General features: G+C 62.4%; 19 protein-coding genes and 1 tRNA gene. 7 read left to right on the forward strand and 13 right to left on the reverse strand.

Features of this window, described 5'->3' with window-relative positions; genetic code table 11:
* Positions 1-40 precede the first annotated feature (40 nt).
* The 4 genes from tig to WIT60_RS03530 form a co-directional block, all read right to left on the reverse strand.
* Positions 41-1,357 (reverse strand): trigger factor, encoded by a 1,317-nt coding sequence (gene tig, locus WIT60_RS03515; protein WP_339582560.1) that lies wholly within the window; start codon positions 1,355-1,357, stop codon positions 41-43.
* Positions 1,358-1,395: 38 nt separating this feature from the next.
* Positions 1,396-1,482, reverse strand: a tRNA-Leu gene (locus WIT60_RS03520).
* Between the two features lie 100 nt (positions 1,483-1,582).
* Positions 1,583-4,723: an efflux RND transporter permease subunit gene (locus tag WIT60_RS03525; protein ID WP_339582561.1), complete on the reverse strand. Its 3,141-nt coding sequence runs from the start codon at positions 4,721-4,723 to the stop codon at positions 1,583-1,585.
* Positions 4,724-4,741: 18 nt separating this feature from the next.
* The gene (locus tag WIT60_RS03530; protein WP_339582562.1) at positions 4,742-5,905 is read right to left on the reverse strand and encodes an efflux RND transporter periplasmic adaptor subunit; all 1,164 of its coding nucleotides are present in this window, start codon (positions 5,903-5,905) and stop codon (positions 4,742-4,744) included.
* A 219-nt stretch (positions 5,906-6,124) separates the two neighbouring features.
* Between WIT60_RS03530 and WIT60_RS03535 the strand changes: the two genes are divergently transcribed.
* Positions 6,125-6,967, forward strand: a complete 843-nt coding sequence (locus tag WIT60_RS03535) for a phytoene/squalene synthase family protein (RefSeq protein WP_339582563.1) — start codon at positions 6,125-6,127, stop codon at positions 6,965-6,967.
* On the opposite strand, the gene WIT60_RS03540 is transcribed toward WIT60_RS03535, so the two are convergent.
* Positions 6,930-7,934 (reverse strand): TIGR03790 family protein, encoded by a 1,005-nt coding sequence (locus WIT60_RS03540; RefSeq protein WP_339582564.1) that lies wholly within the window; start codon positions 7,932-7,934, stop codon positions 6,930-6,932. The two genes, WIT60_RS03535 and WIT60_RS03540, sit on opposite strands and share 38 nt — an antisense overlap.
* Before the next feature lie 371 nt (positions 7,935-8,305).
* On the opposite strand from WIT60_RS03540, the gene WIT60_RS03545 reads away from it, so the two are divergent.
* The gene (locus WIT60_RS03545) at positions 8,306-9,052 is read left to right on the forward strand and encodes an IclR family transcriptional regulator (RefSeq protein ID WP_339582565.1); all 747 of its coding nucleotides are present in this window, start codon (positions 8,306-8,308) and stop codon (positions 9,050-9,052) included.
* Between the two features lie 75 nt (positions 9,053-9,127).
* On the opposite strand, the gene WIT60_RS03550 is transcribed toward WIT60_RS03545, so the two are convergent.
* The 6 genes from WIT60_RS03550 to WIT60_RS03575 all read right to left on the reverse strand — a co-directional run bounded on the left by WIT60_RS03550 (position 9,128) and on the right by WIT60_RS03575 (position 15,865).
* Positions 9,128-10,405 carry a serine hydrolase gene (locus WIT60_RS03550; protein WP_339582566.1) on the reverse strand — a complete coding sequence of 426 codons (1,278 nt, stop codon included), beginning with the start codon at positions 10,403-10,405 and terminating at the stop codon, positions 9,128-9,130.
* Positions 10,406-10,514: 109 nt separating this feature from the next.
* The gene (locus WIT60_RS03555) at positions 10,515-12,056 is read right to left on the reverse strand and encodes a 2-isopropylmalate synthase (RefSeq protein ID WP_339582567.1); all 1,542 of its coding nucleotides are present in this window, start codon (positions 12,054-12,056) and stop codon (positions 10,515-10,517) included.
* 30 nt (positions 12,057-12,086) lie between these two features.
* Positions 12,087-12,932 (reverse strand): CDP-diacylglycerol--serine O-phosphatidyltransferase, encoded by an 846-nt coding sequence (pssA, locus tag WIT60_RS03560; RefSeq protein WP_445207637.1) that lies wholly within the window; start codon positions 12,930-12,932, stop codon positions 12,087-12,089.
* A 2-nt stretch (positions 12,933-12,934) separates the two neighbouring features.
* Positions 12,935-13,582: a phosphatidylserine decarboxylase gene (locus WIT60_RS03565; protein ID WP_445207638.1), complete on the reverse strand. Its 648-nt coding sequence runs from the start codon at positions 13,580-13,582 to the stop codon at positions 12,935-12,937.
* The gene (locus tag WIT60_RS03570) at positions 13,579-14,901 is read right to left on the reverse strand and encodes a mechanosensitive ion channel family protein (protein WP_339582568.1); all 1,323 of its coding nucleotides are present in this window, start codon (positions 14,899-14,901) and stop codon (positions 13,579-13,581) included. The genes WIT60_RS03565 and WIT60_RS03570 overlap by 4 nt, the downstream gene beginning before the upstream one ends.
* A gap of 28 nt (positions 14,902-14,929) precedes the next feature.
* Complete coding sequence (locus WIT60_RS03575) at positions 14,930-15,865, reverse strand: histone deacetylase family protein (protein ID WP_339582569.1); 936 nt, start codon at positions 15,863-15,865, stop codon at positions 14,930-14,932.
* A gap of 50 nt (positions 15,866-15,915) precedes the next feature.
* Between WIT60_RS03575 and WIT60_RS03580 the strand changes: the two genes are divergently transcribed.
* From WIT60_RS03580 to mltB, 4 genes are all read left to right on the forward strand, one after another.
* Positions 15,916-16,884: an AAA family ATPase gene (locus WIT60_RS03580; RefSeq protein ID WP_339582570.1), complete on the forward strand. Its 969-nt coding sequence runs from the start codon at positions 15,916-15,918 to the stop codon at positions 16,882-16,884.
* Positions 16,881-17,906: a DUF58 domain-containing protein gene (locus WIT60_RS03585; protein ID WP_339582571.1), complete on the forward strand. Its 1,026-nt coding sequence runs from the start codon at positions 16,881-16,883 to the stop codon at positions 17,904-17,906. The genes WIT60_RS03580 and WIT60_RS03585 overlap by 4 nt, the downstream gene beginning before the upstream one ends.
* Entirely contained in the window at positions 17,906-20,023 is a 2,118-nt protein-coding gene (locus WIT60_RS03590; protein WP_339582572.1) for a transglutaminase TgpA family protein, read from the forward strand. Before WIT60_RS03585 ends, WIT60_RS03590 begins: the two co-directional genes overlap by 1 nt.
* Positions 20,024-20,299: 276 nt before the next feature.
* Positions 20,300-21,313 carry a lytic murein transglycosylase B gene (gene mltB / locus WIT60_RS03595; protein WP_339582573.1) on the forward strand — a complete coding sequence of 338 codons (1,014 nt, stop codon included), beginning with the start codon at positions 20,300-20,302 and terminating at the stop codon, positions 21,311-21,313.
* A 30-nt stretch (positions 21,314-21,343) separates the two neighbouring features.
* Here the strand turns inward: mltB and WIT60_RS03600 are convergent, their stop codons facing one another.
* Positions 21,344-21,562 carry a hypothetical protein gene (locus tag WIT60_RS03600; protein ID WP_339582574.1) on the reverse strand — a complete coding sequence of 73 codons (219 nt, stop codon included), beginning with the start codon at positions 21,560-21,562 and terminating at the stop codon, positions 21,344-21,346.
* Between WIT60_RS03600 and WIT60_RS03605 the strand changes: the two genes are divergently transcribed.
* Entirely contained in the window at positions 21,561-21,899 is a 339-nt protein-coding gene (locus WIT60_RS03605) for an H-NS histone family protein (protein ID WP_339582575.1), read from the forward strand. The two genes, WIT60_RS03600 and WIT60_RS03605, sit on opposite strands and share 2 nt — an antisense overlap.
* A gap of 101 nt (positions 21,900-22,000) precedes the next feature.
* On the opposite strand, the gene WIT60_RS03610 is transcribed toward WIT60_RS03605, so the two are convergent.
* Positions 22,001-24,766, reverse strand: a complete 2,766-nt coding sequence (locus tag WIT60_RS03610) for a M16 family metallopeptidase (protein ID WP_339582576.1) — start codon at positions 24,764-24,766, stop codon at positions 22,001-22,003.
* Positions 24,767-24,886: the final 120 nt, after the last annotated feature.

Here is a 24,886-nt window from a genome sequence, read left to right on the forward strand (position 1 = left end):
CACCTGAAAAAGGCGACGCCAAGGCGGGGTGTGCGGCGGATCAGCCTTGTTGGCCCATCAGCTCTTCGAACGACAGGGCCTTGTCGGTGACCTTGGCCTTGGACAGGATGAAGTCGGCGACGTTGCTTTCGATCACAACGGCTTCGACCTCGGCCATGCGCTGGCGGTCGCTCATGTACCAGGCGACGACCTGAGCAGGCTGCTCGTAGCTTTGTGCCAGCTCTTCGATGTGGGCTTGCAGTTGCTCGGGCTTGGCTTGCAGGTTGTTGGCCTTGACCAGTTCGGCCACGGCCAGACCCAGGCGCACGCGACGTTCAGCCTGAGGCTTGAACATTTCGGCGGGGATCGGGGCCTTGTCGGCGTCCTTGATGCCACGGGCCTTCAGGTCGGCGCGGGCGCCTTCCAGCAGACGATCGGTTTCGGCATCGACCAGCGACTTGGGCAGGTCGAACTCGACGGCACCCAGCAGGGCTTCCATGGCGGCAGCCTTGTTGCGGGCGGCCACGCGGAACTTCACTTCGCGTTCCAGGTTGCGCTTGATGTCGGCGCGCAGGGCATCGACGGAGCCGTCGGCCAGACCCAGGCTCTTGATGAAATCTTCGTTCAGTTCGGGCAGTTGCTGGGCTTCGACCTTCTTGACGGTGACCAGGAAGTCGGCTTCCTTGCCAGCGACGTCCTTGCCGTGGTAGTCCTCAGGGAAGGCCAGCGGGAAGGTCTTGGAGTCGCCAGCCTTCATGCCGCGCACGGCCTTTTCGAACGCTTCGAGCATCTGGCCTTCGCCGACCAGGAACTGGAAGCCTTCGGCCTTGCCGCCTTCAAACGGCACGCCGTCGATCTTGCCTTCGAAGTCGATGGTCACGCGGTCGCCGTCGGCAGCGCCTTCGGTGGCGGGACGCTGGGCGAAGGTGCGGCGTTGCTTGCGCAGGATTTCAACGGTGCGGTCGATGGCAGCGTCGTTCACTTCAGCGGTGGCGCGCTCGACTTCGGCGGCGCTCAGGTCACCGATGGTGACTTCCGGGTAGACCTCGAAAGTGGCATCGAACTGCAGCTGGCCTTCAACGGGGCCGCCTTCTTTTTCAGAGATGCTGGGCTGACCGGCCACGCGCAGACCGGCCTCTTGAGCGGCCTTGGCGAAAGCGGCGCCGAGTTGGTCATTGACCACTTCGTACTGCACGGAGTAACCGTAGCGCTGGGCCACCACGTTCATCGGCACCTTGCCGGGACGGAAGCCGTCGGCCTTGGCGGTGCGGGCCAGCTTCTTCAGGCGGGCGTCGACTTCGTTCTTGAGGGCGTCGGCTGCCAGCGACAGCGTGATGCGGCGCTCCAGCTTGTCGAGGGTCTCCACGGTGATAGCCATGTTGTGAACTCTCAGTATGAGTAAGGAATGAATGTGTCTGGTGCGCGGGGGGGGACTCGAACCCCCACACCATTGCTGGCGTCAGGACCTAAACCTGGTGCGTCTACCAATTTCGCCACCCGCGCTTAGACTTTGAAAAGTTTGGCTACCGGGTTGGCGGCCAAACTGGCTGAATTGGTCTGAACCGCAGATTCTAACGCGGCTCAGACCCTGTTTGAGACACGCTCAAGTTGGGGTGGTTTCCGGACGCTTCACGCGGAACCAGGCCGCGTACATCGCCGGCAAAGCCAGCAGGGTCAAGACGGTGGCCACGATCAGCCCCCCCATGATGGCCACGGCCATCGGGCCCCAGAAGTTGCTGCGACTCAGCGGGATCATCGCCAGCACGGCGGCAGCCGCCGTCAACACGATGGGACGGAAGCGGCGCACGGCCGCACCCACCACGGCATCCCAGGCCGGCACGCCGACGGCGCGGTCCTTTTCGATCTGGTCGATCAGGATGACGGAGTTGCGCATGATCATGCCCATCAAAGCGATCACGCCCAGCAGCGCCACGAAGCCGAAGGGACGGTTGAGCGCCAACAAGGCCATCGCCACGCCGACGATGCCCATCGGACCGGTCAGGAAGACCAGCACCGCGCGCGAGAAGCTCTGCAACTGCAGCATCAGCAGCGTGAAGATGATGAACAACATCACTGGCAAGTTGGCGAAGATGGCACCCTGCCCCTTGCTGCTTTCCTCGGCGGTACCGGCCAGCACCACGCGGTAACCCGTGGGCATGCGCGACTGCAGCTCCTGCATCTTGGGCCACAGCACACTGCTGACAGTCGGGCCTTGCACGCCTTCGCGCACGTCACCCTGCACGGTGATGGCGAAGTGGCGGCCGTCACGCCACAGCACACCGGGCTCCCACACAAGCTTGGGCTTGGCGACCTGCAGCACCGGCACCATGCGGCCAGTGGCCGTGGGCACATACGCGTTGTCCAGTGCTTCCAGGGTCAGACGCTCGGACTGCGGGGCCCGCAAGGTGATGTCAATGAGACGGTCGCCTTCGCGGTACTGCCCCACCGTCGCACCGGAAGTCAGGATGCGGCTAGCCTGAGCGATCGACTGCGTGGTCACGCCCAGGGCGCGTGCTTTGTCCTGATCCACCTGCAGACGGATGGCCTTGACCGACTCGTTCCAGTTGTCGTTGATGCCGGTCATGTCGGGGTGAGCACGCATGAGGGCCTTGGCTTCCTCGGCGAACTGGCGCAAGGTGGTGACGTCTTCACCCACGATTCGGAACTGCACCGGGTAAGCCACAGGAGGGCCATTGGGCAGGAGTTTGACGCGGGCGCGCAACTCCGGGAACTCGGCAGCCATCAGTTCGGGCAACTTGTGGCGCAACACTTCCCGCGTTTCCAGATCCTTGGGCACGATCACCATCTGGCTGACGTTGCTCTGGGGAAAGATCTGGTCCATGGGCAGGTAGAAGCGCGGCAGACCCGAGCCCACCCAGGTGCTGACCGTGTTGACACCCGGCTCCTTCATCAAACGCTGCTCAACGCGATGGGCCATGTCTTCGGTGGCGTCGAAGCTGCTGCCTTCGGGCAACCACAGGTCGACCAGAATTTCCGGGCGACTGGAATCAGGGAAGAACTGCTGCTGCACCTTGCCCATGCCCAGCACACCCAGCACCAACGCGCCGATGGTGAGCCCGATGGTGATCCAGCGATGCTCGACACACCAGTTCACCGTCGCCTTGAAGCGGCTGTAGAAGGGGGTGTCGTACAGGTCTTCGTTGCTGCCATGTGCGATCTTGGGCTTGGTCTTGAGCAACTGCTGTCCCAGATAAGGCACGAAGTACACCGACACGATCCACGAGATCACCAGGGCCGCTGCCGTGACGGCGAAGATGGCGAAGGTGTACTCACCGGTGGCCGAGTTGGCCATCCCGATGGGCAGGAAACCCGCGGCGGTGATCAGGGTGCCGGTCAGCATGGGCATGGCGGTCAGGTCATAGGCTGCCGTCGCCGCGTGCATCTTGTCGTAGCCCTCTTCGAGCTTGTGCACCATCATCTCGACGGCGATGATCGCGTCGTCCACCAGCAGACCCAAAGCGATGATGAGCGCGCCCAGCGAAATCTTGTGCAGGCCCACGCCCCAGTATTTCATGATGAGGAAGGTGACCGCCAGCACCAGCGGGATCGTGATGGCCACGACCAAGCCAGGCCAAACGTCCAGACGCCAGGGCTTGGTGTGCAATCCCAGACTCAGGAAGCTGACGGCCAGCACCACGAACACGGCCTCCAGCAGCACCTTGACGAACTCCCCCACGGAAGAGGAAACGGCTTGCGGCTGGTTCTGGATCTGGTCCAGCTCGATCCCCACTGGCAGCTCATGGCGCAGACGCTCGGTGGCTTCGGTCAAACTCTTGCCCAAGGCGATGATGTCGCCGCCCTTGGCCATGGACACCCCCAGGGCCACCACGTCCTTGCCCTGGTGGCGAACCTTGGTGGTCGGCGGGTCCTCATAGCCACGACGGATGGTGGCGATGTCACCCAGTTTGAGACTGCGGGCCTGGTGGGTGACAGGATTGACCACCCGGATGGGCAGGTCACGCAACTGCTCCACCGACTGGATGGCGCCATTGACGCGCATCTGGATGTTGTTCCGATCACCCGCATACACACCGGCACCTTCGACGGCGTTCTGGGCGTTCAACTGGGTCAGCACCTGCCCCATGTCGATACCCAACTGAGCCAAGCGGCGCTGCGGAATCTCGATGAAGAGCTTTTCGGGCTGCACGCCGAACAACTCAACCTTGGCGACATTGGGCACGCGCAGCATCTCGGAGCGGACGCGCTCGGCAAACTGGCGCAACTCCTCCTGCGAAAAACCATCGGCGGACAGGGCGTAGATGGAGCCGTATACGTCGCCGAACTCATCGTTGAAGAACGGACCGATCACGCCCTGTGGCAAGGTGTGGCGCATGTCACCCACCTTCTTGCGCACCTGATACCAGAGGTTGGGGATCTCTTTGGGCGGAGAGTAGTCCTTGACCATCATCAGGGTGAAGGACTCACCCGGCTTGGTGTAGGACTGGATCTTGTCAGCGTAAGGCACCTCTTGCAGGGTGCGCTCGATCTTGTCGGTAACTTGCTCGGCGACCTCTTGGGCGGTGGCGCCCGGCCAATAGGCTCGCACCACCATCACACGGAAGGCGAAAGGCGGGTCTTCGTCCTGACCGAGGTTGAAATAGGCTGCGGCGCCCAGCACCATCAGCACGATCATGAGGTAGCGTGTGAGCGCCGGGTGCTCAAGCGCCCAGCGTGACACGTTGAAACGCTGGTCCTTGGACCAGGATTGACGGGACATCGACATGCGTAGGCTCCCGCTCGGTCAGGATGCGACGCCGGAAGTCGGCGTGCTGGCGGAAGCTGGCGATGAGGCGGGTCGGGCCCCGGCGCTGGATGCCTGATAGCGGCGAACCTTCTGGCCAGGCGTCAGCACATGCACGCCAGCAGTCACGATTTCCTGGCCAGGCTGGATGCCCTTGGAGATGAGGATGACGTTGCCTGTGATGTCACTGGTGGTGACTGGCACAGGCGTGACGGTCATCGCCTTGCCATCGAGCACCCACAACACAGACTTGCCCTCGCGTTCCGCCAGGGCATTCAACGGTACGCGCACACCGCCAGCCACCCGAACGGGAGCATTGAGCACCACGGTGGCAGTCTGCCCCAACTCAAAGCCAGCGCGACCCACATCTGCCTTGACCAGGTAGGTGCGGGTCAGCGGGTCAGCGGCCGCAGCAACTTCCCGCACGGTCACAGGCAACCAGTCCTGGCTACCCCAGCGTCGTGCCTTGAGTGCACCGGGCTTGCCGATCAGGCCACGCACGGTCGCCCCCATGTCTTCGGGCACGGAGAACACAGCGTCGCGGGGACCATCGTGCGCCAGTGTGAGCACCGGCATGCCCGCACCAACGACCATGCCAGGCTCAAGATCCACCCCGGTGATGACACCTGGTGCATCGGCGGTGAGCGCTGCGTAGCTGGCCTGATTGCCCTGCACCCCAGCCTGGGCCCTGGCCTGACGCAAGCTGGCCTGTGCTGCCTTGTTCATGGTGTCGTGGCGTTCGAGTTCAGCCGCGCTGATAAAACCTTGGGCTTTGAGCTCGACAAAGCGCTTGAAATTGGCTGCGGCCTGGGCGGCCTGAGCTTCGGCCGCAGCCAGCCCTGCACGCGCAGCTTCCTGCCCCAGTTGCAAATCTTGTGGATCAAGCTGAGCCAAAACCTGCCCTCGGGTCACGGATTGCCCCAACTCCACCAAGCGACGGTTGACCTTGCCGCCAACGCGGAAACCCAAACGCGATTCGGTGCGTGCACGGATTTCGGCGGCAAACTCGCGCTCCAACACACCACCGGTCTCAGCCAGCACCAGGGTGCGAACCGCGCGCACAGGTGGCTCAGCTACCGGCTTCTTGCCGCACCCGGCCAACAAAGCCGCCATCACGGGCAGGAGAAGGTAGTAAGGAGCCTTGGACCAGCGCAGGTTGTTCATGTTGTTCCGCAATCAAAGAGGCAAGCCACCCTCTTCGCGGCCCGTACGGCAGCGGGGGTGGTGACGCAGGTGCAATCGTAACTGACCCGCGGGTCAGTAATGTAGAAAATAGCGCCTGCCCCTGTCAATCCAGCTATTGAGACAATGGCGGGTCGCCGCATACCTGATGTCATGAATTCATCCCCCCCTCCCGGGCCCATTGCCCCCCCTTCCCCAGCCGTGCCAAGACCAGGCAGCAGCCTGTACCACGCTCTTCGCAGTGCGCCGCCCGCGCTGCGCCCTGCCCTGCAACTGTGGCTGCAATGGTGGCATGAGGTCAGTCGCATCCCATTGGAAGTGAGCGATGCCGGCGTGGCAGAAAGCAAACTGCAGTGGTGGGCCAAGGAGGTCAGGGACAGCCTCCATGGACATGCTCAGCACCCTTTGATGCAAGCCCGCGCCGCCCTGCCTGCACTGACCGAACCCAGTTGTTGGCCGGAGGCAAGCCTGTGGACACAGCAACTCGAAGGTCTGATACAGCTCGTTCATCAGACCCGCTGGCTCGATGATGCCGCACTGCAACGTCACAACCGGCTGAGCACTGGCGCTGCGCTGGAGGGGGCTGCGTGCATCCTGGGCGCCAGCAGCCTGTCGGCGCGCTCGGCTGCCTGCCTGCTGGGGACGGGCTTGCGGCAGTCCCACCAAGTGGCCCGACTGGGCCTGGACGCACGACTGGGTTGGATCCATGTACCGATTGATGTACTGCAGACCCACGATGTGCGGGCGCACCAGTTGAGCAAACCCGATGCCGATCAGCCCCCGACAGGCTGGTCGGGATTGTTGCAACACCTGATCGGACAAGCCCGCGCCAGCATTGAGCAAGGACTGGACGCCATCCGCGCCTTGCCGGCCGAGGAGGCACAGGCACTGCTGCCCCTGCGTGTGCTGGCCCACATCCACCTCGCGCAACTCCAGGAAATTGCGGCCAAGGGCGATCGCATCTTGCACGAGCGGGTGTTGCTGACACCCCTGCGCAAGTGGTGGATCAGTCAGCGCGTGCAGTGGGGTTGGTTGCGCGACTGAAGGGCGCAGCCAGAGGCTCTCCCACGAACAAGCCCTGTTGTGGCCAGCGCACGCTTTTCCAGTAGGCCTCCAACGCGGTGGCGCCCTGCACATAGAACACCAACAGTGCTTGCGGATCCGGGAACTTCTGGAGATGCGCACAGGGCTCACTGGTGGTGCCGTAACTGGCCGTGGCTCCCGCATCGATCCAGGACAGGACCGTCATCTGTCCATGCGACCCATCGAGCACGCCACCGAACGAGGTCAGGTGGTCGGCCAGTGCCCCCGGCAGGAACCCAATCGTATCGAGGTGCTCCACCCGCTCTCGGCCTGTGAGATAGAGCAAGACCCGCTCAGCGTGCTGCAGGGCGTCGGTCTCGTCCAGATGCACCTCGATGCCCAACTGCCGCACCAATCCAGCCGGAGGGAACAGCACATGGCGCTGGCTGCGGATGCTGTCTGAGGTGCGGACGTAGTGCACCTGTGCCGGGAGTGCCCCCCGCAAGCCCAGCGTGTGATCCGACCGAACCCCTCGATCGATCAGTGCCTTGGCGGCGGTCACGTCGCTGGCGGCCAGCAACATGCTCAGGCGCATGCCGTGATCAGTGTGGGGGCGTGTGGAGATGCCGCCAAAGTAGGTGGATGGTCGACTCGTCCCGCAAGTGTTCTGACACAGCCGGTGGTCGTATCCCATGGTCAAGGCACCGGTGATGGCGTTGCAGTTGACGGCATACGGCTGACGCCAACTCAAGGCGAGCCCTTGCACCCGCTTGCCATAAAAGGCATCTACCTGCTTGGCCAAGCCATCGAACTCTCCGGGCGTCAGCACAGGCTTGACGGGTAGACGCACTCGGAGGATGCGAGATGCCGGTATCTGACGAGCTTTTGCGTAGTAAGCCCCAACCTGAACCGAATACGGATCATCCTCATTGATGACCAGGCCGAGGTCTTCGGCCGTGAGCCGACCATGGACACGAGGGGCGCGCACCCACCGCCGAGATGGCGGAGCATCGGCAACCGACGCAGCAACGGCAGGCGTCGCCGCGTCATTTGACTTGGGCGTGGACGACGCAGCCGCGGTCGCAGAGCCCGAAGAAGCGGTTGACGATGAGGCAGCCCTTCCTCCCGTCATGGCCCCGGGTCGGTCAGCTGCCGCCACCAGACCACCCACAGTCGCCAGAGTCAAACACAGTGCACGCAAAACAAGGAGGCTCATTCATCCAGATCCATCAAGCTCAGGTGTCATGAAATACCGAATCGAGGGATTCCGATAGCGCATTGACCCTTGATGCAGTTGATTATTTCCGGGTTCCGGAGGAATATCACCTATCAAAATCCCCTTCGTCGAAAGTCATGCCGATGAGTGATTCACCCACCCCGACCACGTCCGTGCAGGTGATGAGCCGCATGTTCGCCCTGCTTGACGTTCTGGCCACCGAGTCACAGGCAGTGTCGTTGAAGGTGGCCAGCGAGCGCACGGGTCTGCACCCATCCACGGCGCACCGCATCCTCAATGACTTGGCGGTGGGCGGCCTGGTGGAGCGTTCCGGACCGGGGCACTACCGCCTGGGGATGCGTCTGCTGGCCTTGGGTAACTTGGTGAAATCTCGCCTGGATGTGCGCGAGCAGGCTGCAAGGCCGATGCAGGATCTGCATCGCCTGTCTGGGCATGCCGTGTCCTTGTTCGTGCGACAGGAAGACGAAGCCGTGTGCGTGGAGCGCACGGTGGCCGAGCGACATGGCATCCATTTGACCTGCACGGATGGCTTGCGTGCCCCTCTGACCCGCTGTGCTGCCGGCAAGGTGCTGCTGCTTGATGAACCCAGCCTGGTCCTGCAGGCCCTCTGCCAGTTGCAGGCCGACAATCTGGAGGGATTGCAACGTGAACTGGACACCCTGCGCACCCAGGGCATCGTGTTGCATCACGAAGCGATGGGGGTGGGCCAGCACATGGCGGCGACGCCGATCCGCAATGACCTGGGGCAGATCATCGCCAGCTTGGTCCTGTCATGGCAAGGTGGAGACCTGCGCAGTGACTGGGTTGAGGCCCTGAAAGCAACGGCGTCGCGCATCTCGACCGCCATGGGCTGGCGAGCGCCAGAATGACATACGGCCCGTCCACCTGACGATGGACGGGCCGCGCAAGATGCGTGTTGCTCACACAGCGAGCAGGCGCTCAAATCAGGATGCGCGTGCCGACACCTGCTTCACACTGCCCACGGCGCCTTTGAGCGACGCACTTTCAATCCAACGGCGCACACGCTCGGCGTCTGCTTGTCGCGCATACTTACCCGAAGAGTCGAGGAAGACCATGATGAACTTGCGGCCAGCCATCTTGGCCTGCATGACCAGGCAACGCCCCGCTTCAACGATGTAGCCGGTTTTCTGCAGACCGATCTCCCAGGCGGGATCACGCACCAAGCTGTTGGTGTTGCGGTATTGCAGTTGACGTTTGCCCAGGTTCACGGCGTGCTCAGGCGAGACCGACAGTTCGCGGATCAAGGGGTGCTGATACGCTGCCTTGGCCAGTGAAGCGAGATCTTTGGCACTGGACTGGTTGCCACTGTTGAGTCCCGTCGGATCCACGTAGCGGGTGTCGATCATCCCAAGGCTGCGCGCCTTGGCATTCATGGTGCGTACAAAGGCGCCCAAGCCACCGGGGAAGGTGCGCCCCAATGCGTGGGCGGCGCGGTTCTCGGACGACATCAATGCCAGGTGCAGCAACTCACCACGTGTCAGCGTGGTGCCCACGGCCAAACGCGAACCGCTGTTCTTCTCGGTGTCCACGTCATCGTGGGTGATGGTGATGGCTTCGTCGTAAGGCAAGTGCGCCTCAACCATGACGAGGGCGGTCATCAACTTGGTCAGGGAGGCAATGGGCAGCACCGCCTCGGAATTCTTGGCAAAGACCACCTCGTTGGTGTCCTGATCCATCACCAAGGCCACGCTGGACTGCAGGTCCAGGGGGTCTGGGGTGTGATGCAAGCCATAAATTTGGCCATAAGACGCACGCACAGGCCCCGCAGCGGCCGTCATGCCACTGAACCCCTGTTGAGAAGACAGCGACGACCGAACCACCAGAGGGCGCACGGCACCTCGGTCAGCGGTCGAGGCCGCTGCGGTGCGGATGCCGGATGGGCGCTTGAGCACCTTGGCCTGACGAGCCTCGGCACGGACACGCGCCAGACGCTCGGCGCGGGTTTCTGCCTTCCCACTCTTCTTGACCGTGGCGCGCGCGAGTTGCCTGTCGCTCTTCCGAGCCGCAGACCGGGTCACACGTTCCTTGCTGGACGTGCTCTTCTTGGCCACAGTCTTGGCTTTGCTCTTGGCGGCAGCGGACTTGCTGCTCGATTTGGTGGGCTCAGACTTGGCAGCCTGCGCAGGCACCGTCACGGCCAGGGATAACACCGAGGTCAAGGCCCAGATCAGCCAGTTTTTCTTCCAGTTTGCTTGTGCCACGGTACAGCCCTTTCGTCTTGCAGAAAGTGTAAATAAAAAGGCGCGCAAGATCAACGACTTACGCGCCCTTTATCAAGTAACCTGACGAATCAGGTCATTTGCACCCCGCTCAACCCTGCGCAGCCACCTTTTCAGCGTTGCTGTGCAGCTTGTTGAGGGCTGACAGGTAAGCCTTGGCGGAGGCAACCACGATATCCGGATCAGCCCCCACACCGTTGACCACTCGCCCACCCAGTTGCAAGCGCACGGTCACTTCACCTTGTGATTCTGTGCTTCCCGAGGTGATGGCGTTCACCGAGTACAACAAAATTTCTGCGCCACTTTTCACGACCGTCTCGATCGCCTTGAGGCTCGCATCGACCGGGCCGTTGCCGTCAGACTCGGCGGTGTGCTCGACCGTGCCGGCCGCAAAGACCACACGGGCGTGCGGGCGCTCACCGGTCTCGGAGCGCTGAGACAGGGCGACCAGACGATAGTGCTCCTGTTCGCTGGTGACGCTCTCGTCGCCCACCAGCGCGATGATGTCCTCATCGAAAATCTCACTCTTGCGGTCGGCCAGTTCCTTGAACTTCGCGAAGGCGGCATTGACTTCGGCCTCGGAATCCAGATCGATGCCCAGTTCTTCCAGGCGCTGCTTGAACGCGTTACGACCCGAAAGCTTGCCCAGGACGATCTTGTTGGCCGCCCAGCCTACGTCTTCGGCGCGCATGATTTCGTAGGTGTCACGCGCCTTGAGAACGCCGTCCTGATGGATGCCCGAGGCATGGGCAAATGCGTTGGCCCCGACGACCGCCTTGTTGGGCTGCACAACGAAACCGGTGGTCTGAGACACCAGACGCGAGGCGGGCATGATCTGACGGGTGTCCACACCGACGTCCAGGCCAAAATAGTCCCGACGGGTCTTGATGGCCATGACCACCTCCTCCATCGCGCAATTGCCGGCACGCTCGCCCAGCCCGTTGATGGTGCATTCCACCTGGCGCGCGCCACCAATCTTGACGCCGGCCAACGAGTTGGCCACGGCCATGCCCAAGTCGTTGTGACAGTGCACTGACCAGATGGCCTTGTCGGAATTGGGCACCTTGGCGCGCAACTCGCGGATGAAATTGCCGTACAGCTCCGGGATGGCATAACCCACCGTGTCCGGAATGTTGATGGTGGTAGCCCCCTCGTTGATGACCGCCTCGCACACGCGCGCCAGGAAATCGATTTCGGAGCGGTAGCCGTCCTCTGCCGAGAACTCCACATCGGATGTCAGGTTGCGCGCAAAACGCACCGACAGCTTGGCCTGCTCAAGCACCTGCTCAGGCGACATGCGCAGCTTTTTCTCCATGTGGAGCGGGCTGGTGGCAATGAAGGTGTGGATGCGCCAGGAATTGGCGCCCTTCAGGGCCTCTGCGGCTCGGCTGATGTCGCGGTCGTTGGCTCGCGCCAAGGAACAAACGGTGGAGTCCTTGATGACGTCGGCAATGGCCTTGATGGCCTCAAAGTCGCCATTGGAAGCCGCAGCGAAGCCCGCTTCCATCACGTCCACCTTCATGCGCTCCAGCTGCTTGGCAATGCGCAGCTTCTCTTCGCGGGTCATCGAGGCGCCGGGAGACTGTTCACCATCGCGCAGGGTGGTGTCGAAAATGATGAGTTTGTCGGTCATAGTGAGGCTCCCGAAACAGGATCAGCAGGTTCAGCGGTGCAGGCCGGCTTCGTCCGGCTCATCGGTGGAGGTGGAGATCACGCTCACGGGCTTGCCCTGCATGCGGCGCCAGATGTAGACGCCATAGCCGGAGAAGCCATAAATGACGAAGACGGCAAACAGCACGATGGGCGGATGAATGGTGATCACCGAAATGCCCAGCGCAATCGCGACGATGGCAATGAAGGGGACAGAACGCCGGAAGTTCACGTCTTTGAAGCTGTAGAACGGCACGTTGGTGACCATGGTCAGCCCCGCGTACAGGGTGAAGCCACAGGCCAGCCAGATCATGCCTTGCAGGCTTTGCGCAGTTTCGCCCAGGTCGGTCACCACCCAGATCAAGCCCATGACCAGGGCCGCAGCGGCCGGACTCGGCAAGCCCTGGAAAAAGCGCTTGTCCACCACACCAATGTTGGTGTTGAAACGAGCCAGTCGCAGTGCGGCACCGGAACAGTACACAAAGGCGGCAATCCAGCCCAGTTTGCCCATGTCCTTGAGCGCCCACTCGTACATGATCAGGGCCGGCGCGGCGCCAAAGGACACCATGTCAGAGAGACTGTCCATTTGCTCGCCGAACGCGCTTTGCGTGTTGGTCATGCGGGCAACGCGGCCGTCGAGGCTGTCGAGCACCGCTGCACAGAAGATGCCGATGGCCGCCAGGTCAAACTTGCCGTTCATGGCCATGACGATGGCGTAAAAACCGCCGAACAGCGCGGCCAGGGTGAACAGATTGGGCAGGATGTAGATGCCCTTGCGACGCCGGCGCGGCGCCTCTTCCACGTCGTGGCTGTCGTGATCCTCGATGTGATCCGGGTCCTGGGGAGGGAGAGTTGGCATGCTCAGGCCGCGACCAAGGTCGCGAGAATGGTGGTGGTGGCGCACACCTTTTCGCCAGGTGCCACCTTGGGCACGGCGTGGGGTGGCAGGTAAACGTCAACGCGCGAACCAAAGCGGATCAGGCCGTAGCGCTGCCCCCGCGTGAGGCGGTCGCCCGCTTTGACGTGACACAAGATGCGACGGGCAAAGAGACCGGCGCTTTGCACCAAGGTCACGATTTGACCGTGCGAATCGATGACGACAGCATTGCGCTCGTTGTGACGAGAGGCAATGTCGAGATCGGTGCTGACGAGGTGACCGGGAAAATACTGAACTTGCTGGATGACGCCATCGACACTGGCTCGGTTGCCTTGGGTATCGAAGAGGTTCATGAACACACTGATGCGCAGGGCGTCACGGTTGGCGTAGGGGTCGCGGGCTTTTTCAATCTTGACAACGCGGCCGTCGGCAGGAGAGAGGACCGCTCCAGACTGCGCCGGCACCTCACGCGGTGAGGCGCGCCACACCAGGAGGCACAGGCTCAGCGCTGCGGCACCCGACAACACGGCCGGCCACGTACCGAGTACCAAAGACAGGGTCAGGGTGGCCAGCAGGATCAGCCCGACGACCGAGGCGTGCACGCGGGCATCCGCTTGAAAGGGATAGCTCATGGTGCCGCCGAGGATACCTCATGCGACCGCAGCGAAGGGGCTGCGGCGTGATGAAGCACGCGCTGCGGAAAGGGGATGTCGATGCCCAGGCGGTTGAGGGTATCGAGCACCGCCAGATTCACATTGGAGCGCGGCCCACCCAACCCCAACTCGGGATCCTTGACCCAGAAGGTGATGGTCAATTCCAACCCATCGGCCGCAAAATTGCTCAATTGCACCGAGGGCGCCGGATCCGCCATCACGCGAGGCACTTCAGAAATGGCCGACAGAAGTTCGGGAAACAGTGCCCTGACATCGGTGCCATAGGCGACCTGAACCAGGGTGCTGACCGAGACCTGTCGATCGGACAGCGAGGCATTCTCGACCCGCTGCGTCATGAGGGTTTCATTGGGCACGATGGCCTCACGCCCACCCGCGGCCCGCAAGACGGTGTAACGGGTGTTGATATCGGTGATGGTGCCTTCGAAGTTGTCGACCTTGACCAGGTCGCCGATGCGCAGGCTCCGCTCGGCCAGGATCACAAAACCGCTGACGTAATTGGCGGCGAGCTTTTGCAAGCCAAAACCGAGGCCTACCCCGATGGCACCGCCAAAAACGGACAGAGCCGTCAGATCGATCCCGGCGGTGGACAGCGCCAGCATCAACCCGACCAACAGCAAAATGGAGCGCATGGCGTTGACGGCCATCTTGCGCAAGGAGAGGTTGTCGGTGGCCCCTTTAAGCAACTGTGCTTCCAAAGCAGATGACAGGGAGAGCGCCAGTATCAGCACGAGCACCGCGTTGATGACACCCTCGACCAGGTTGCGCAGGTTGACAACGCTGCCGCCCACCTTCCAGGTCACGCTTTCCATTTCGGTCAGCATGATGGGCAAGATGCCCGTGACCCACAGTACGGTGGCCAACCAAGCCAGCCAAGAGACGGTGCGCTCGAGTACACGCATCTTCTGGGACTCAGGGAACACCACCCGCAGCACCTTGACGGTGACCCGGATGACGGCAAGCGACATCAGCACCGGCAGCGCCACCTGAAACAGCATCATGGGCAGATGCCCTTGGAACAGGCGGTAGGCCATCAAGGCCAGAACGAGCGACAGCACCGGGAACAAAGCACCATCAATGACGTGGTGACCCAGCCAGATCGAGCGCACATCACCCTGACGGCCACGCCACAACCGCACGATCAACCAGGCCAGGCCCAGGCAGCCCAGCAAGATGACCATTTCAGTCAAGGCAACGGGCGTCTGAAGGTGGGCCCAAAGGCTGGACAGTTCGCGCGCGGTCAGGGGGGAGGTATCTTGAACGGGGTGAGTGAGATTCATGTGTCAGGAAGGAAGCAAACGTCGCGCATCAGGCCTCAAGCAGGGTCCGCACGTGGGCTGCCACGCTGCGAGCCAAAGAACTGACGTGATAGCCGCCTTCAAGGCAGGAAACCACGCGCCCTTTCGAGAAACGCTGCGCCACTTCCACAATTTTCCCCGTGATCCAGGCGTAATCAGCCTCGACGAGCTGCAAACCGCCGATTTCATCCTCTCGGTGGGCATCAAACCCGGCTGAAATGAAAATCATCTCGGGCTGAAAATCTTCCAGGCGGTACATCCAGTAGCTTTCGATGACATCACGGATGGTGTGCCCGTTGCTGCGGGCCGGCACGGGCACGTTGACCATGTTGCCCGCGCGCGACTCCGCCCCGCTGAACGGATAAAGCGGATGCTGGAACAGACCGACCATCAGGACCCGGTCGTCACCCGCAAAGATGTCTTCGGTGCCGTTGCCGTGGTGCACATCGAAATCAACGATGGCCACCCGTTGCAGCCCTCTGACATCCAGGGCGTGACGTGCCGCCACGGCCACGTTGTTGAAGAAGCAAAAACCCATCGTCTGGTTGTGCGGGGCATGGTGCCCGGGGGGACGGATCGCGCAAAATGCATTGTCGATCTGCCCGTCGATCACCGCATCGGTGGCGGCGATGGCCGCGCCGGCCGCGCGCCAGGCGGCCGCACGGGTGCCGGGGCAGGCCCAGGTATCAGGGTCAAGCGCCCGACTGTCGCCGGTGGCTTCCAGTTGCTGGAGAAAGTCGTCCAGCGTCAGGATGTAGTTCAGGTCGTGCGCCAAAGCCAGATCGTCGTTGCTGGCCAGCGGGACATCCCCACGCACCAGGTGCGTGTCCAGACCTTGCGACCTCAATTCGTCTTCAATGGCGAGAATGCGCTGTGGCCCCTCCGGGTGCCCCTCCCCCATCACGTGAGCCAGACAATCTGGATGGGAAAAATAACCGGTTGCCATGGGTGTGTCCTGCCGCCGCATCTTTGGCGGGTTTGAGTTATGGTTTCACCATGCTCCGCAAAGAATCCTCGACCGCCGCCACGGCGCACACGCCCTCGTCAGCTCAGACCTCGCAGATCACGCGTCTCATTGATCAGGTTAGCACGATCATTGTGGGCAAGCACGAGCAGGTAACCTTGAGTGTCATCTGTTTGCTGGCCTCTGGTCACCTGCTGATCGAAGACGTGCCTGGCGTGGGGAAAACCACCTTGTCGCATGCCCTGGCTCACAGCCTGGGGTTGAGTTTTTCACGCATCCAGTTCACAGCTGACCTGCTGCCCTCCGACCTGATCGGAGTGAGCGTGTACGACCGGCACAAGGAGGATTTCGTCTTTCATCCCGGCCCCGTGTTTGCCCAGGTGTTGCTGGCCGACGAGATCAACCGAGCGGGACCACGCACCCAAAGTGCCCTGCTGGAGGCGATGGAGGAGCGACAGGTATCTGCGGAAGGGGAGACACGTCCCCTGCCCTCGCCGTTTTTCGTGATCGCCACACAAAATCCCGGGGATCAGTTGGGCACCCACCCGCTGCCGGAATCGCAGCTGGACCGGTTCGCCATGCGCCTGTCACTGGGCTACCCCGATCCGGCCGCCGAGCGCGCATTGATGGTGGGGGAAGACCGCAGAGGTCTGCTGCAGGCCCTGCAACCGGTGATGACACCGCAAGAGTGGGCACAATGGCAAGCCCGGGTTGACACGGTGCATGTATCGGCGGGGCTGCTTGACTATCTGCAAGCGCTGATTGCTGCCACGCGCGACGGTCGCTGGTTCGCCTTGGGCTTGAGCCCTCGGGCCGGGCTGTCGCTGTTGAAGCTGGCACGGGCACGGGCTTTGGTCCTGGGGCGCCACCATGTCTCGCCAGAGGATCTTCAGGTGCTGTGGGTGCCGGCCGTGGCACATCGCTTGCAAGCGCTGCCGCAGTCGGGCCGCAGTGCCGCCGCCCAGGCACGCGCACTGCTGGAGGCGGTGCCGGTGCCATGAGCAAGGCGCCGATGACCCTGGTGCGCCAGCGCTGGGACGCGTGGTGGGAATCCCGCCTGCCTCGCACAGACCAGTTGACGCTGACCCACCGCAATCTGTACATCCTGCCGACGCGCAGCGGCTGGAGTTTCGCCGCCGTGCTGGTGGTTTTGTTGGTGGCATCGATCAATGAGCGCGTCAACCTGGGTTACGCCCTCACCTTTCTGCTCGGTGGCAGCGCATTGGCCGCAGCACACCTGACTCACGGCAACTTGCAGGGTTTGCAGTTGCGCCTGCTGTCGGCGCGCAGTGTCCATGCAGGATCGGTGCTGAATGTGAGCATCGGTTTGCACAACACCCATCGCACCAAGGGCCGATGGGGTTTGCAGGCACAGGCGCAGGGTGGACTCGCTCAACCGGTTGAGGTGGCCGCGGGGCAGGATGCCGTGCTCGAGTTGGACATCCCAGCACCGCAGCGCGGCTGGCTGACCTTGCCGCGCGTGACGATCGAGTCTGGCTACCCACTGGGCTTGTTTCGCGCCTGGGCTTACTGGCGCCCGCTCAGTCGTGTGTTGATCTGGCCCGCGCTGGACCCCCACGCCCCGGCTCTCCCCGCCTGGCATGCCGAAGCCGCGCTCAGTGCGAGCACACGGCAGACCGGTCACAGCACAGAACCCCCCGAAGGTTTGCGCGACTACCGGCGTGGAGACCCGATGCGCTGGATTGCCTGGAAAAAATCCAGTCATGCGATTGCGTCGGGCACCGGGCTGGTGAGCCGCACCTCGGAACAAGGACGCTCTCCGGACCTGTGGCTGGACTATGAGCAAAGCCCCGGCCTGTCCGGGCTGGGCACCGAAGCCCGCCTGTCCCGGCTGGCCACGTGGGTGGTGCAAGCCGAAAACAGCCTGGAGGGTCCAAATGGGGTCTACGGTTTGAAACTGCCCGGTCACACGATCGCCTGCGGCCGAGGTGCTGCCCACCTGCGCGAATGCCTGGACGCCCTCGCCACCTGGCCCGGAACAGGCACGGGAGGGAACGCCTGATGCGACATTGGGGCATGGGCCCGCTCACCCGCGAGGGCCGAGACACACTCTGGCTGCTCCTGGCGCTGGCCTGGAGCTTGGCGCCACACCTCAGTCGTCTGCCCTTGTGGTGCAGCGTGGGCACGGTGCTGGCCCTCCTGTGGCGCGCCGGGCTGGCTTGGCGCGATGCACCACTGCCGCCTCGCTGGGTGCTGTTCATCAGCTTGGCCGGCGCAGTGGGACTGACCTTGTCGACCCACCAAAGCCTGTTTGGCCGTGACGCAGGCATCACCCTCGTGACCGTGCTGGCCGCACTCAAAACGCTGGAGTTGCGTGCACGCCGCGATGCATTTGTGATCACCTGCCTGGGCTTTTTCCTGGCGTTCACGCAGTTTCTGTACTCGCAAAGCATCGTCATGGCCTTGCTGATGCTGCTGGCAGCCTGGGCATTGCTGAGTTCACTGGTTCTGTCGCAACGTCCGCTGGGCCGCCCGTCGATAGGGAGTGCACTCAAGGCATCGGGCATCAGCCTGCTGTGGGGTCTGCCACTGATGCTGTCCCTGTATGTGTTCTTTCCGCGCCTGGGCCCCCTGTGGAGCCTCCCTTCGGATGCGGGCAGCAAGACCGGCTTGTCAGATCGACTCAAACTCGGCCATGTGTCTGAACTGGCCCTGGACGACAGCATCGCCATGCGTGTGCGCTTCGATGGCGTTGTCCCACGCCCCAACCAGATGTACTTCCGTGGCCCGGTGCTGACCTGGTTCGATGGCCAGACGTGGTCGGCTCGCACCCTCCCCTTCCGCGCTCAACTCAGCATGGAAGCCGGCCCCGCGATCCAGGCACAAGGCCCCGGCTTGAGCTACCAGGTGACCCTGGAGCCCACCAGACTGCGATCTTTGCCTTTGCTGGACGGCACGCTGGTGGCCAGGCCGACGCCCCCTGCAACGCAGCCCGACATGCGTCGCTGGGGTTTGGACTGGGAAACCGGTCGTCCCGTGGGCGAGCGCATCCAGGTCAGCGCGCAAGCGTGGCTGGATGCGCGTGACACGACTGTCGAGGGCCTGACGCGGCAAACACCCTACCTGCAACTGCCCGCCGGCTTCAACCCGCGCACCCTGGCGTGGGCGCGCACGCAACGCGCCTTGCCGAGCTTGGCCCAGGCCGACGCACGCACGGTTTCGCTGGCACTGTTGCAGCACATTCGCACCGAAAAGTTTGCCTACACGCTGGCACCCGAAGATGATGCCCCCGGTCCAGATGGCCTCCCCGAGCGTCACCTGATCGATCGCTTCTGGCTGGATCGTCGCACCGGTTTTTGCGAGCACTTTGCCACGGCCTATGTCGTGGTGATGCGAGCCATGGGCGTACCTGCGCGCGTGGTGACGGGCTTTCAGGGCGCAGAGCTCAACACGGTGGACGGACAGTATGTTGTGCGTAACAGCGACGCGCACGCCTGGGCCGAGTTCTGGCAAGAGGGCGAGGGTTGGGTGCGAGTGGACCCCACTGCAGCCGTGGCACCTGACCGCATCGAGCGCAGCGGTGGACCGCGGCTTGGACAAGGCGGGCTGGCCGGTGTGTTGGGTGAAGGTCAGGCACGGTGGTGGCGGACCTGGCAAGCCTACATCGACGCTGGCAACCACCGCTGGAATGTCTGGGTGCTGCAGTACGCACGCGAGCAGCAACTGGGTCTGCTTCAAAACTGGGGAGTCGATGCGCACAACTGGGCCGACCTCTTGCGCATCTGCGCCATGATCTTCGCGGCCGTGAGCCTGAGTGGCTTGGCTTGGTTGTGGTGGCAGCGTCCTCGCCCCACACTCGGCCCGTGGGACCACACCATGTGGCAACTTCACCGCAGCCTCGTCAGCCTGGGCCTGACGGCCCCTGAGGGTTGCCCTGCGCCGGCCCCTGCACTCGCCTGGGCGAGACGTCTGCGTGAGACGTCATCAGCCAACACACTCCCCAAAGAACTGAGCCACTTTCTACAAGTGCAGTTGAGTGAACTGGATGCTTTGCGCTACGCCGACCCCGGCGAGCAAACTATGCCGCCATTGAGGGAAGCGCAGCGTCTGGTCAAACAGATTCGTCAACACATCCAGACCCATCGCCGCACTCGTACTGCGCCGCCCCGCCAGCCATGATGCATGAGAGCCGCCGCCTGAGCTTTGCCCCGGCAGCATCTCCTGACAATCAGGCCCCTTTGGTCTGCCACACTGCACCCAGACCTCCGTTATTCACCCGACATGTTCATGCTGCTTCCTCGTCATCTCATCACTGCCCCCCGTTGGAGTGGGCTCTGCCTCAGCGCGGCCCTGCTGTGCGCCTGCAGCACGTCGCAGCCGCCCACGCAAAAGCTTGCGCCCCCCGCAACCGTTGCGTCAGCGCCTGCGCTCACACCAACGGCCGAAGTCCAAGCTGTGAACACGCCAACGGTGGTGCCTCAATGGGTGACACGTTCAGGTGACCCAGACAGCTACGGCGGCCGCACCGACGCGCGGGCGCTGGCCCGCGAGATCGCGCAAGCACACGCATTGGACGAGGCCTGGGTATGGTCGGCATTGTCGGCGGCTCGTTACCAAAGTCAGGCCGCCCGACTGATGATGCCGGCCCCCCGTGGCACCGCCAAGAATTGGGGGGTGTATCGCTCACGGTTCATCGAGCCCATTCGCATCCGTGCTGGCGTCGCGTTCTGGCAGCAATACGAAGGTGAGCTCAAACGCGCCGAAACCCAATACGGCGTGCCGGCAGAGATCATCGCAGGGGTGATCGGCGTTGAAACCATTTACGGCCGCTACACAGGCAACTTCCGTGTACTGGATGTGTTGACCACCTTGTCTCTCGATTTCCCAACTGGCCGCAGTGACCGCAGCCCATTCTTCAAGAAAGAACTGGGCGCATATCTGAAACTCTGTGCTGAACAACGCCTGGCCCCGGAGGCGGTCTCAGGCTCCTACGCCGGCGCCATTGGCTGGCCGCAATTCATGCCCAGCTCCATTCGACGCTGGGGAGTGGATTTCGATGGCAATGGCAAAGTAGACCTGCAAAACAGCCCGATCGACGCCATTGGCAGCGTGGCGCATTACCTGGCAGAGCATGGCTGGCGAACCGGACAAGCCACTCATTTCAGCGTGACCGCCCCGTCTGACGACGCAGCACGCCACAAGCTGCTGGCCCCCGATATTCTCCCGAGCTTTTCTGTGGATGAAATGCGCAGCCTGGGGGCCACCCTACCCGAATCGGCCTCTCAACATTCCGGCCCCCTGGCCTTGGTGCTGCTGGAAAATGGCGACAGTGAACCGACCCTGATTGCGGGGACACAGAATTTCTATGCCATCACGCGTTACAACCAGTCCAGCTATTACGCCTTGGCTGTCGTGGAGCTGGGGCAGGCCGTGAGCCAAGCCGCGAAGACGACACGTTCGACACCATGATGGCGTTTGCAGCGCAAGCTTGGAATTACTTCACAAAACTTCATGCAAAAGATCTTGCAAGTTGTCTGCATAAAACCCCCGCGCGGAAAGCGGATAAGTTGTTTTGAAATTTAAGGCAATTGCAGGGTATTTATTTTTGGGTTTAGAATAATCGCCAGATGACGCGGAGACGGCCAGCAAGTTGCCTCCGGTCTCGCCCTCCCAATAAGTATTCAAGCCCTGGCAACAGCGCATCAAAGGATCGTACATGAGCAACTACCAAGACCTCCTCGCCCAAAAAGCCGCCCTCGAAAAGCAAGCCGCAGAACTGGAAAAGGCGTTGCAGGAAGCACGCCGCGCCGAGCGCGCTGGCGTGATCGCTCAGATCAAGTCGCTGCTGGCTGAACACGGCCTGACCGTGGCTGACCTGGGCCTGAAGGCTGGTGGCAAGGTCGCTGGCACCCCGAGCAGCAGCGCCGGCCGCAAGGTGGCTCCGAAGTATCGCAACAATGCCACCGGCGAAACCTGGACCGGCCGTGGCCTGCAACCCAAGTGGATTCAAGCCGCCATTGCTTCTGGCAAGAAGCTGGAAGACTTCGCGATCTGACACAAACCGTCAAACCAAGCGGTTTCTCCGCACTGCCAAAGCCGATGCATCCGCATCGGCTTTTTTCATGGCTGCGCCACCATGCGCAGCCATGGCCTTGATCAAGGAGACTTGAAATCTCCTGCGACCCCCAGCACGAACTGATCTGGCTGAATATAGCGACGCAAGGCTTCATTCACCTGCGACAGTGTCAACCTCTCCAATGCCTGATCCACCTGTGCCGAGACGGCAAAAGTGCGCTGGAGATACAGATTGCTCGCCCACGCATCAGCGAGACGTCCGTCTTGGGCTCGACCCAAGCGCCGGAAATTCAACAATCCACGCTTGCCCGCTTCGAATTCAGCGACCGAGAATCCATCTTGGCGAGCACGCTGGATCTCTTCCTCGAAGGCGGCTAGCACTTTGTCACGGTTTTGAGGCGCAAAATTGGCCGCAGCATGCCAGTGAGAATGAGGCTCTTCGGCATTCCACTGAACGGAACTGTAAACGCTGTATGACAAGCCATCCTTCTCACGAATCCGGTTCCACAACCGGGAATCTCCGCCGCCGCCGAGCAGGTAATTCGCGAGCATGAGGGCGGGATAATCTGCGTGTGTATCGCTCAAAGGCAAGGGCAAGCTCACTGACATGGCAGCGTTTTGCCGATCCGGGGTGAGCAATTGCATCCGGGTCGGTGGAACGGTCCGGTAAGGCTCAGCCAACCGTGCATACGGTGATGGGCTGCGCCAGTCTCCGAAGGCGGCCTCCAGTGCCTGAACCGTGGCGTTCACGTCCAGATCCCCGACAGCGGCAAACTGCGCATGACTGGTGCCCAAAAACTGCTGATGGAACGCCTTGATGCGGTCCACCTGCACGGCCTTCCAGTCGGCCTCGACTTCGTCAAAGGTGCGTGCATGACGCACATCGCCGCGCGGATAGGGGTTACCGTGGCGATCCATCGCCTCTGCCAACAAGGCACCAGGCTCTTTGCGCTGTGTATCCAACTCCGACAGTGCCTCACGCCGCACCTCCTCCAGGACATCGGCTGGCAGAGAGGGATAGCGCAGCATCTCGGAGATGAGTGCGATGGCGGCAGGCAACTTGTCACGTCGGGTCGAGAACTGCACCGACATGCGGCCTGGGCCAGCTGACACCGACCACGCCATTTGCAGCTCATCGAGGCGATCGTGCAGTTGCTGGCGGTTCAGGTTGCGGGTGCCCTTGTCGAACAAGGCTGCCAATGCGGAGGGCACAGCCCCCCAATTGGCAAGTGACTTTTCATCGCCAAAGCGCAGGGTCATTTGCACTTCTACCGCTTGGCCGCGGGTGGACTTGGGCAACAAAGCCAGCTGCATACCTGAAGACAATGCAAGCCGCTGTGTACGCGCATCGATGTTGGCCGGGCTCGCATCGAATGCCTCGACCGTGGCCGCAGCTGCCTGCCCCTTGAAGTCTTTCATGGCCGCGGCCACATCGACACGAGCAGGCTCGGGTGCACGCTGGGGCGTCGCCGTGGGCACGTACTGGCCCAAAGTGCGATTGGAAGCGACAAAGGTCTGCTCCGCCACGCGTTGCACATCGGCCAGCGTCAGCGCCTTGACCCGGTCACGAATCAGGAAAAACAGACGCCAGTCGCCCAAAGCCACCGCCTCGGACAACACAACGCCCACATGCTCCGGATCGGCAAAGCCCTGCTCCCATTCATTGAGCCATTTGGTTTTGGCACGCGCCAACTCGGCTTCGGTGATGGGCTGCTTGGCCACCGACTCAATCTCGGCGAGCATGGCCGGGGCGGCTTTGGCCGGATCCTGCTCGCTGCTCAGCTGTGCGCCCAGCAAGATCTGCCCTGGATCGGCCAGGCCCTGCGAGAAGCCAAATACCGAAGCCACCAGCTGCTGTTCAGTGAGACGGCGGTGCAGGCGACCAGATGGCGCCTCGCCGTAAATGGAGGAGAGGATCTCCACCGCGGCATAGTCTGGGTGCGCGCCCGGCACGACATGGTAGGCAGCAAACAGCAGGGGCACTCCCCCCACGCGACGCACCGTCACACTGCGCTCGCCATCCTGAACCGGATCAAGGGTGTAGAGAGGCGGCAGCACCCGCTTGGGTTTGGGGATGGCGCCAAACGACTGCTGCACCCAGGTCAACACCTTGGCCACATCGAACTTGCCGCTGACGATGAGGGTGGCGTTATCAGGCTGGTAATAACGCTGGTAAAACGCCTTGAGGTTACCGATGTCGACATTCTCGACGTCGCTGCGCGCGCCAATGGTGGACTTGCCGTAGTTGTGCCACTGGTACATGGTGGCCAGCGTCTTCTCCAGCAAGATGCGGCCTGGGTTGTTCTCACCCATCTCCATCTCGTTGCGCACCACCGTCATCTCGCTGTCAAGGTCCTTGCGAGCGATGAAGCTGTTGACCATGGCATCGGCCAGCCAGTTCAGATACCACTTCAGGTTGTCGTCATTCGCGGCAAAGCTGGCAAAGTAATTGGTGCGGTCGTACCAGGTGGTGCCATTGGCGCTGAGTCCACGCTTGTTGAATTCGGCCCACACCTGGGGATGGCGTGGGCTGCCCTTGAAAATCAGGTGCTCCAGCAAGTGGGCCATGCCGGTTTCGCCATAGCCCTCGTGGCGCGACCCCACCCGATAGGTGACGTTGACCGTGGTGGTGGGCTTGGCATCATCGGGCACCAGCAACACCTGCAGCCCATTGGGCAAACGGTACTCGCTGATGCCCTCCACACTGGTGACCTTCTGCCCCGCCCCCTTCGACACCGCCGCGCGAGACAGGCTGGCCACATCAGGGGAGGCGTGCGCCAAGGGCACCCAGGCCGAAGCAATCAGAAGAGGCAGCAACGCAAAGGTCAAACGTGTCGGTTTGGTCATGAAATCCATCAGCGTGAACAAGGCATGCCACGAATGCCAGACATGTGTGGCGCAGGTGTCAACCGCCTGCCGTGGCTGTGAGTGTAGGGGGGCGCGGAAAGGTTCCCCCCTTGTGTTGAC

The organism is Aquabacterium sp. G14, from assembly GCF_037482285.1.
Lineage (GTDB): Bacteria > Pseudomonadota > Gammaproteobacteria > Burkholderiales > Burkholderiaceae_C > Aquabacterium.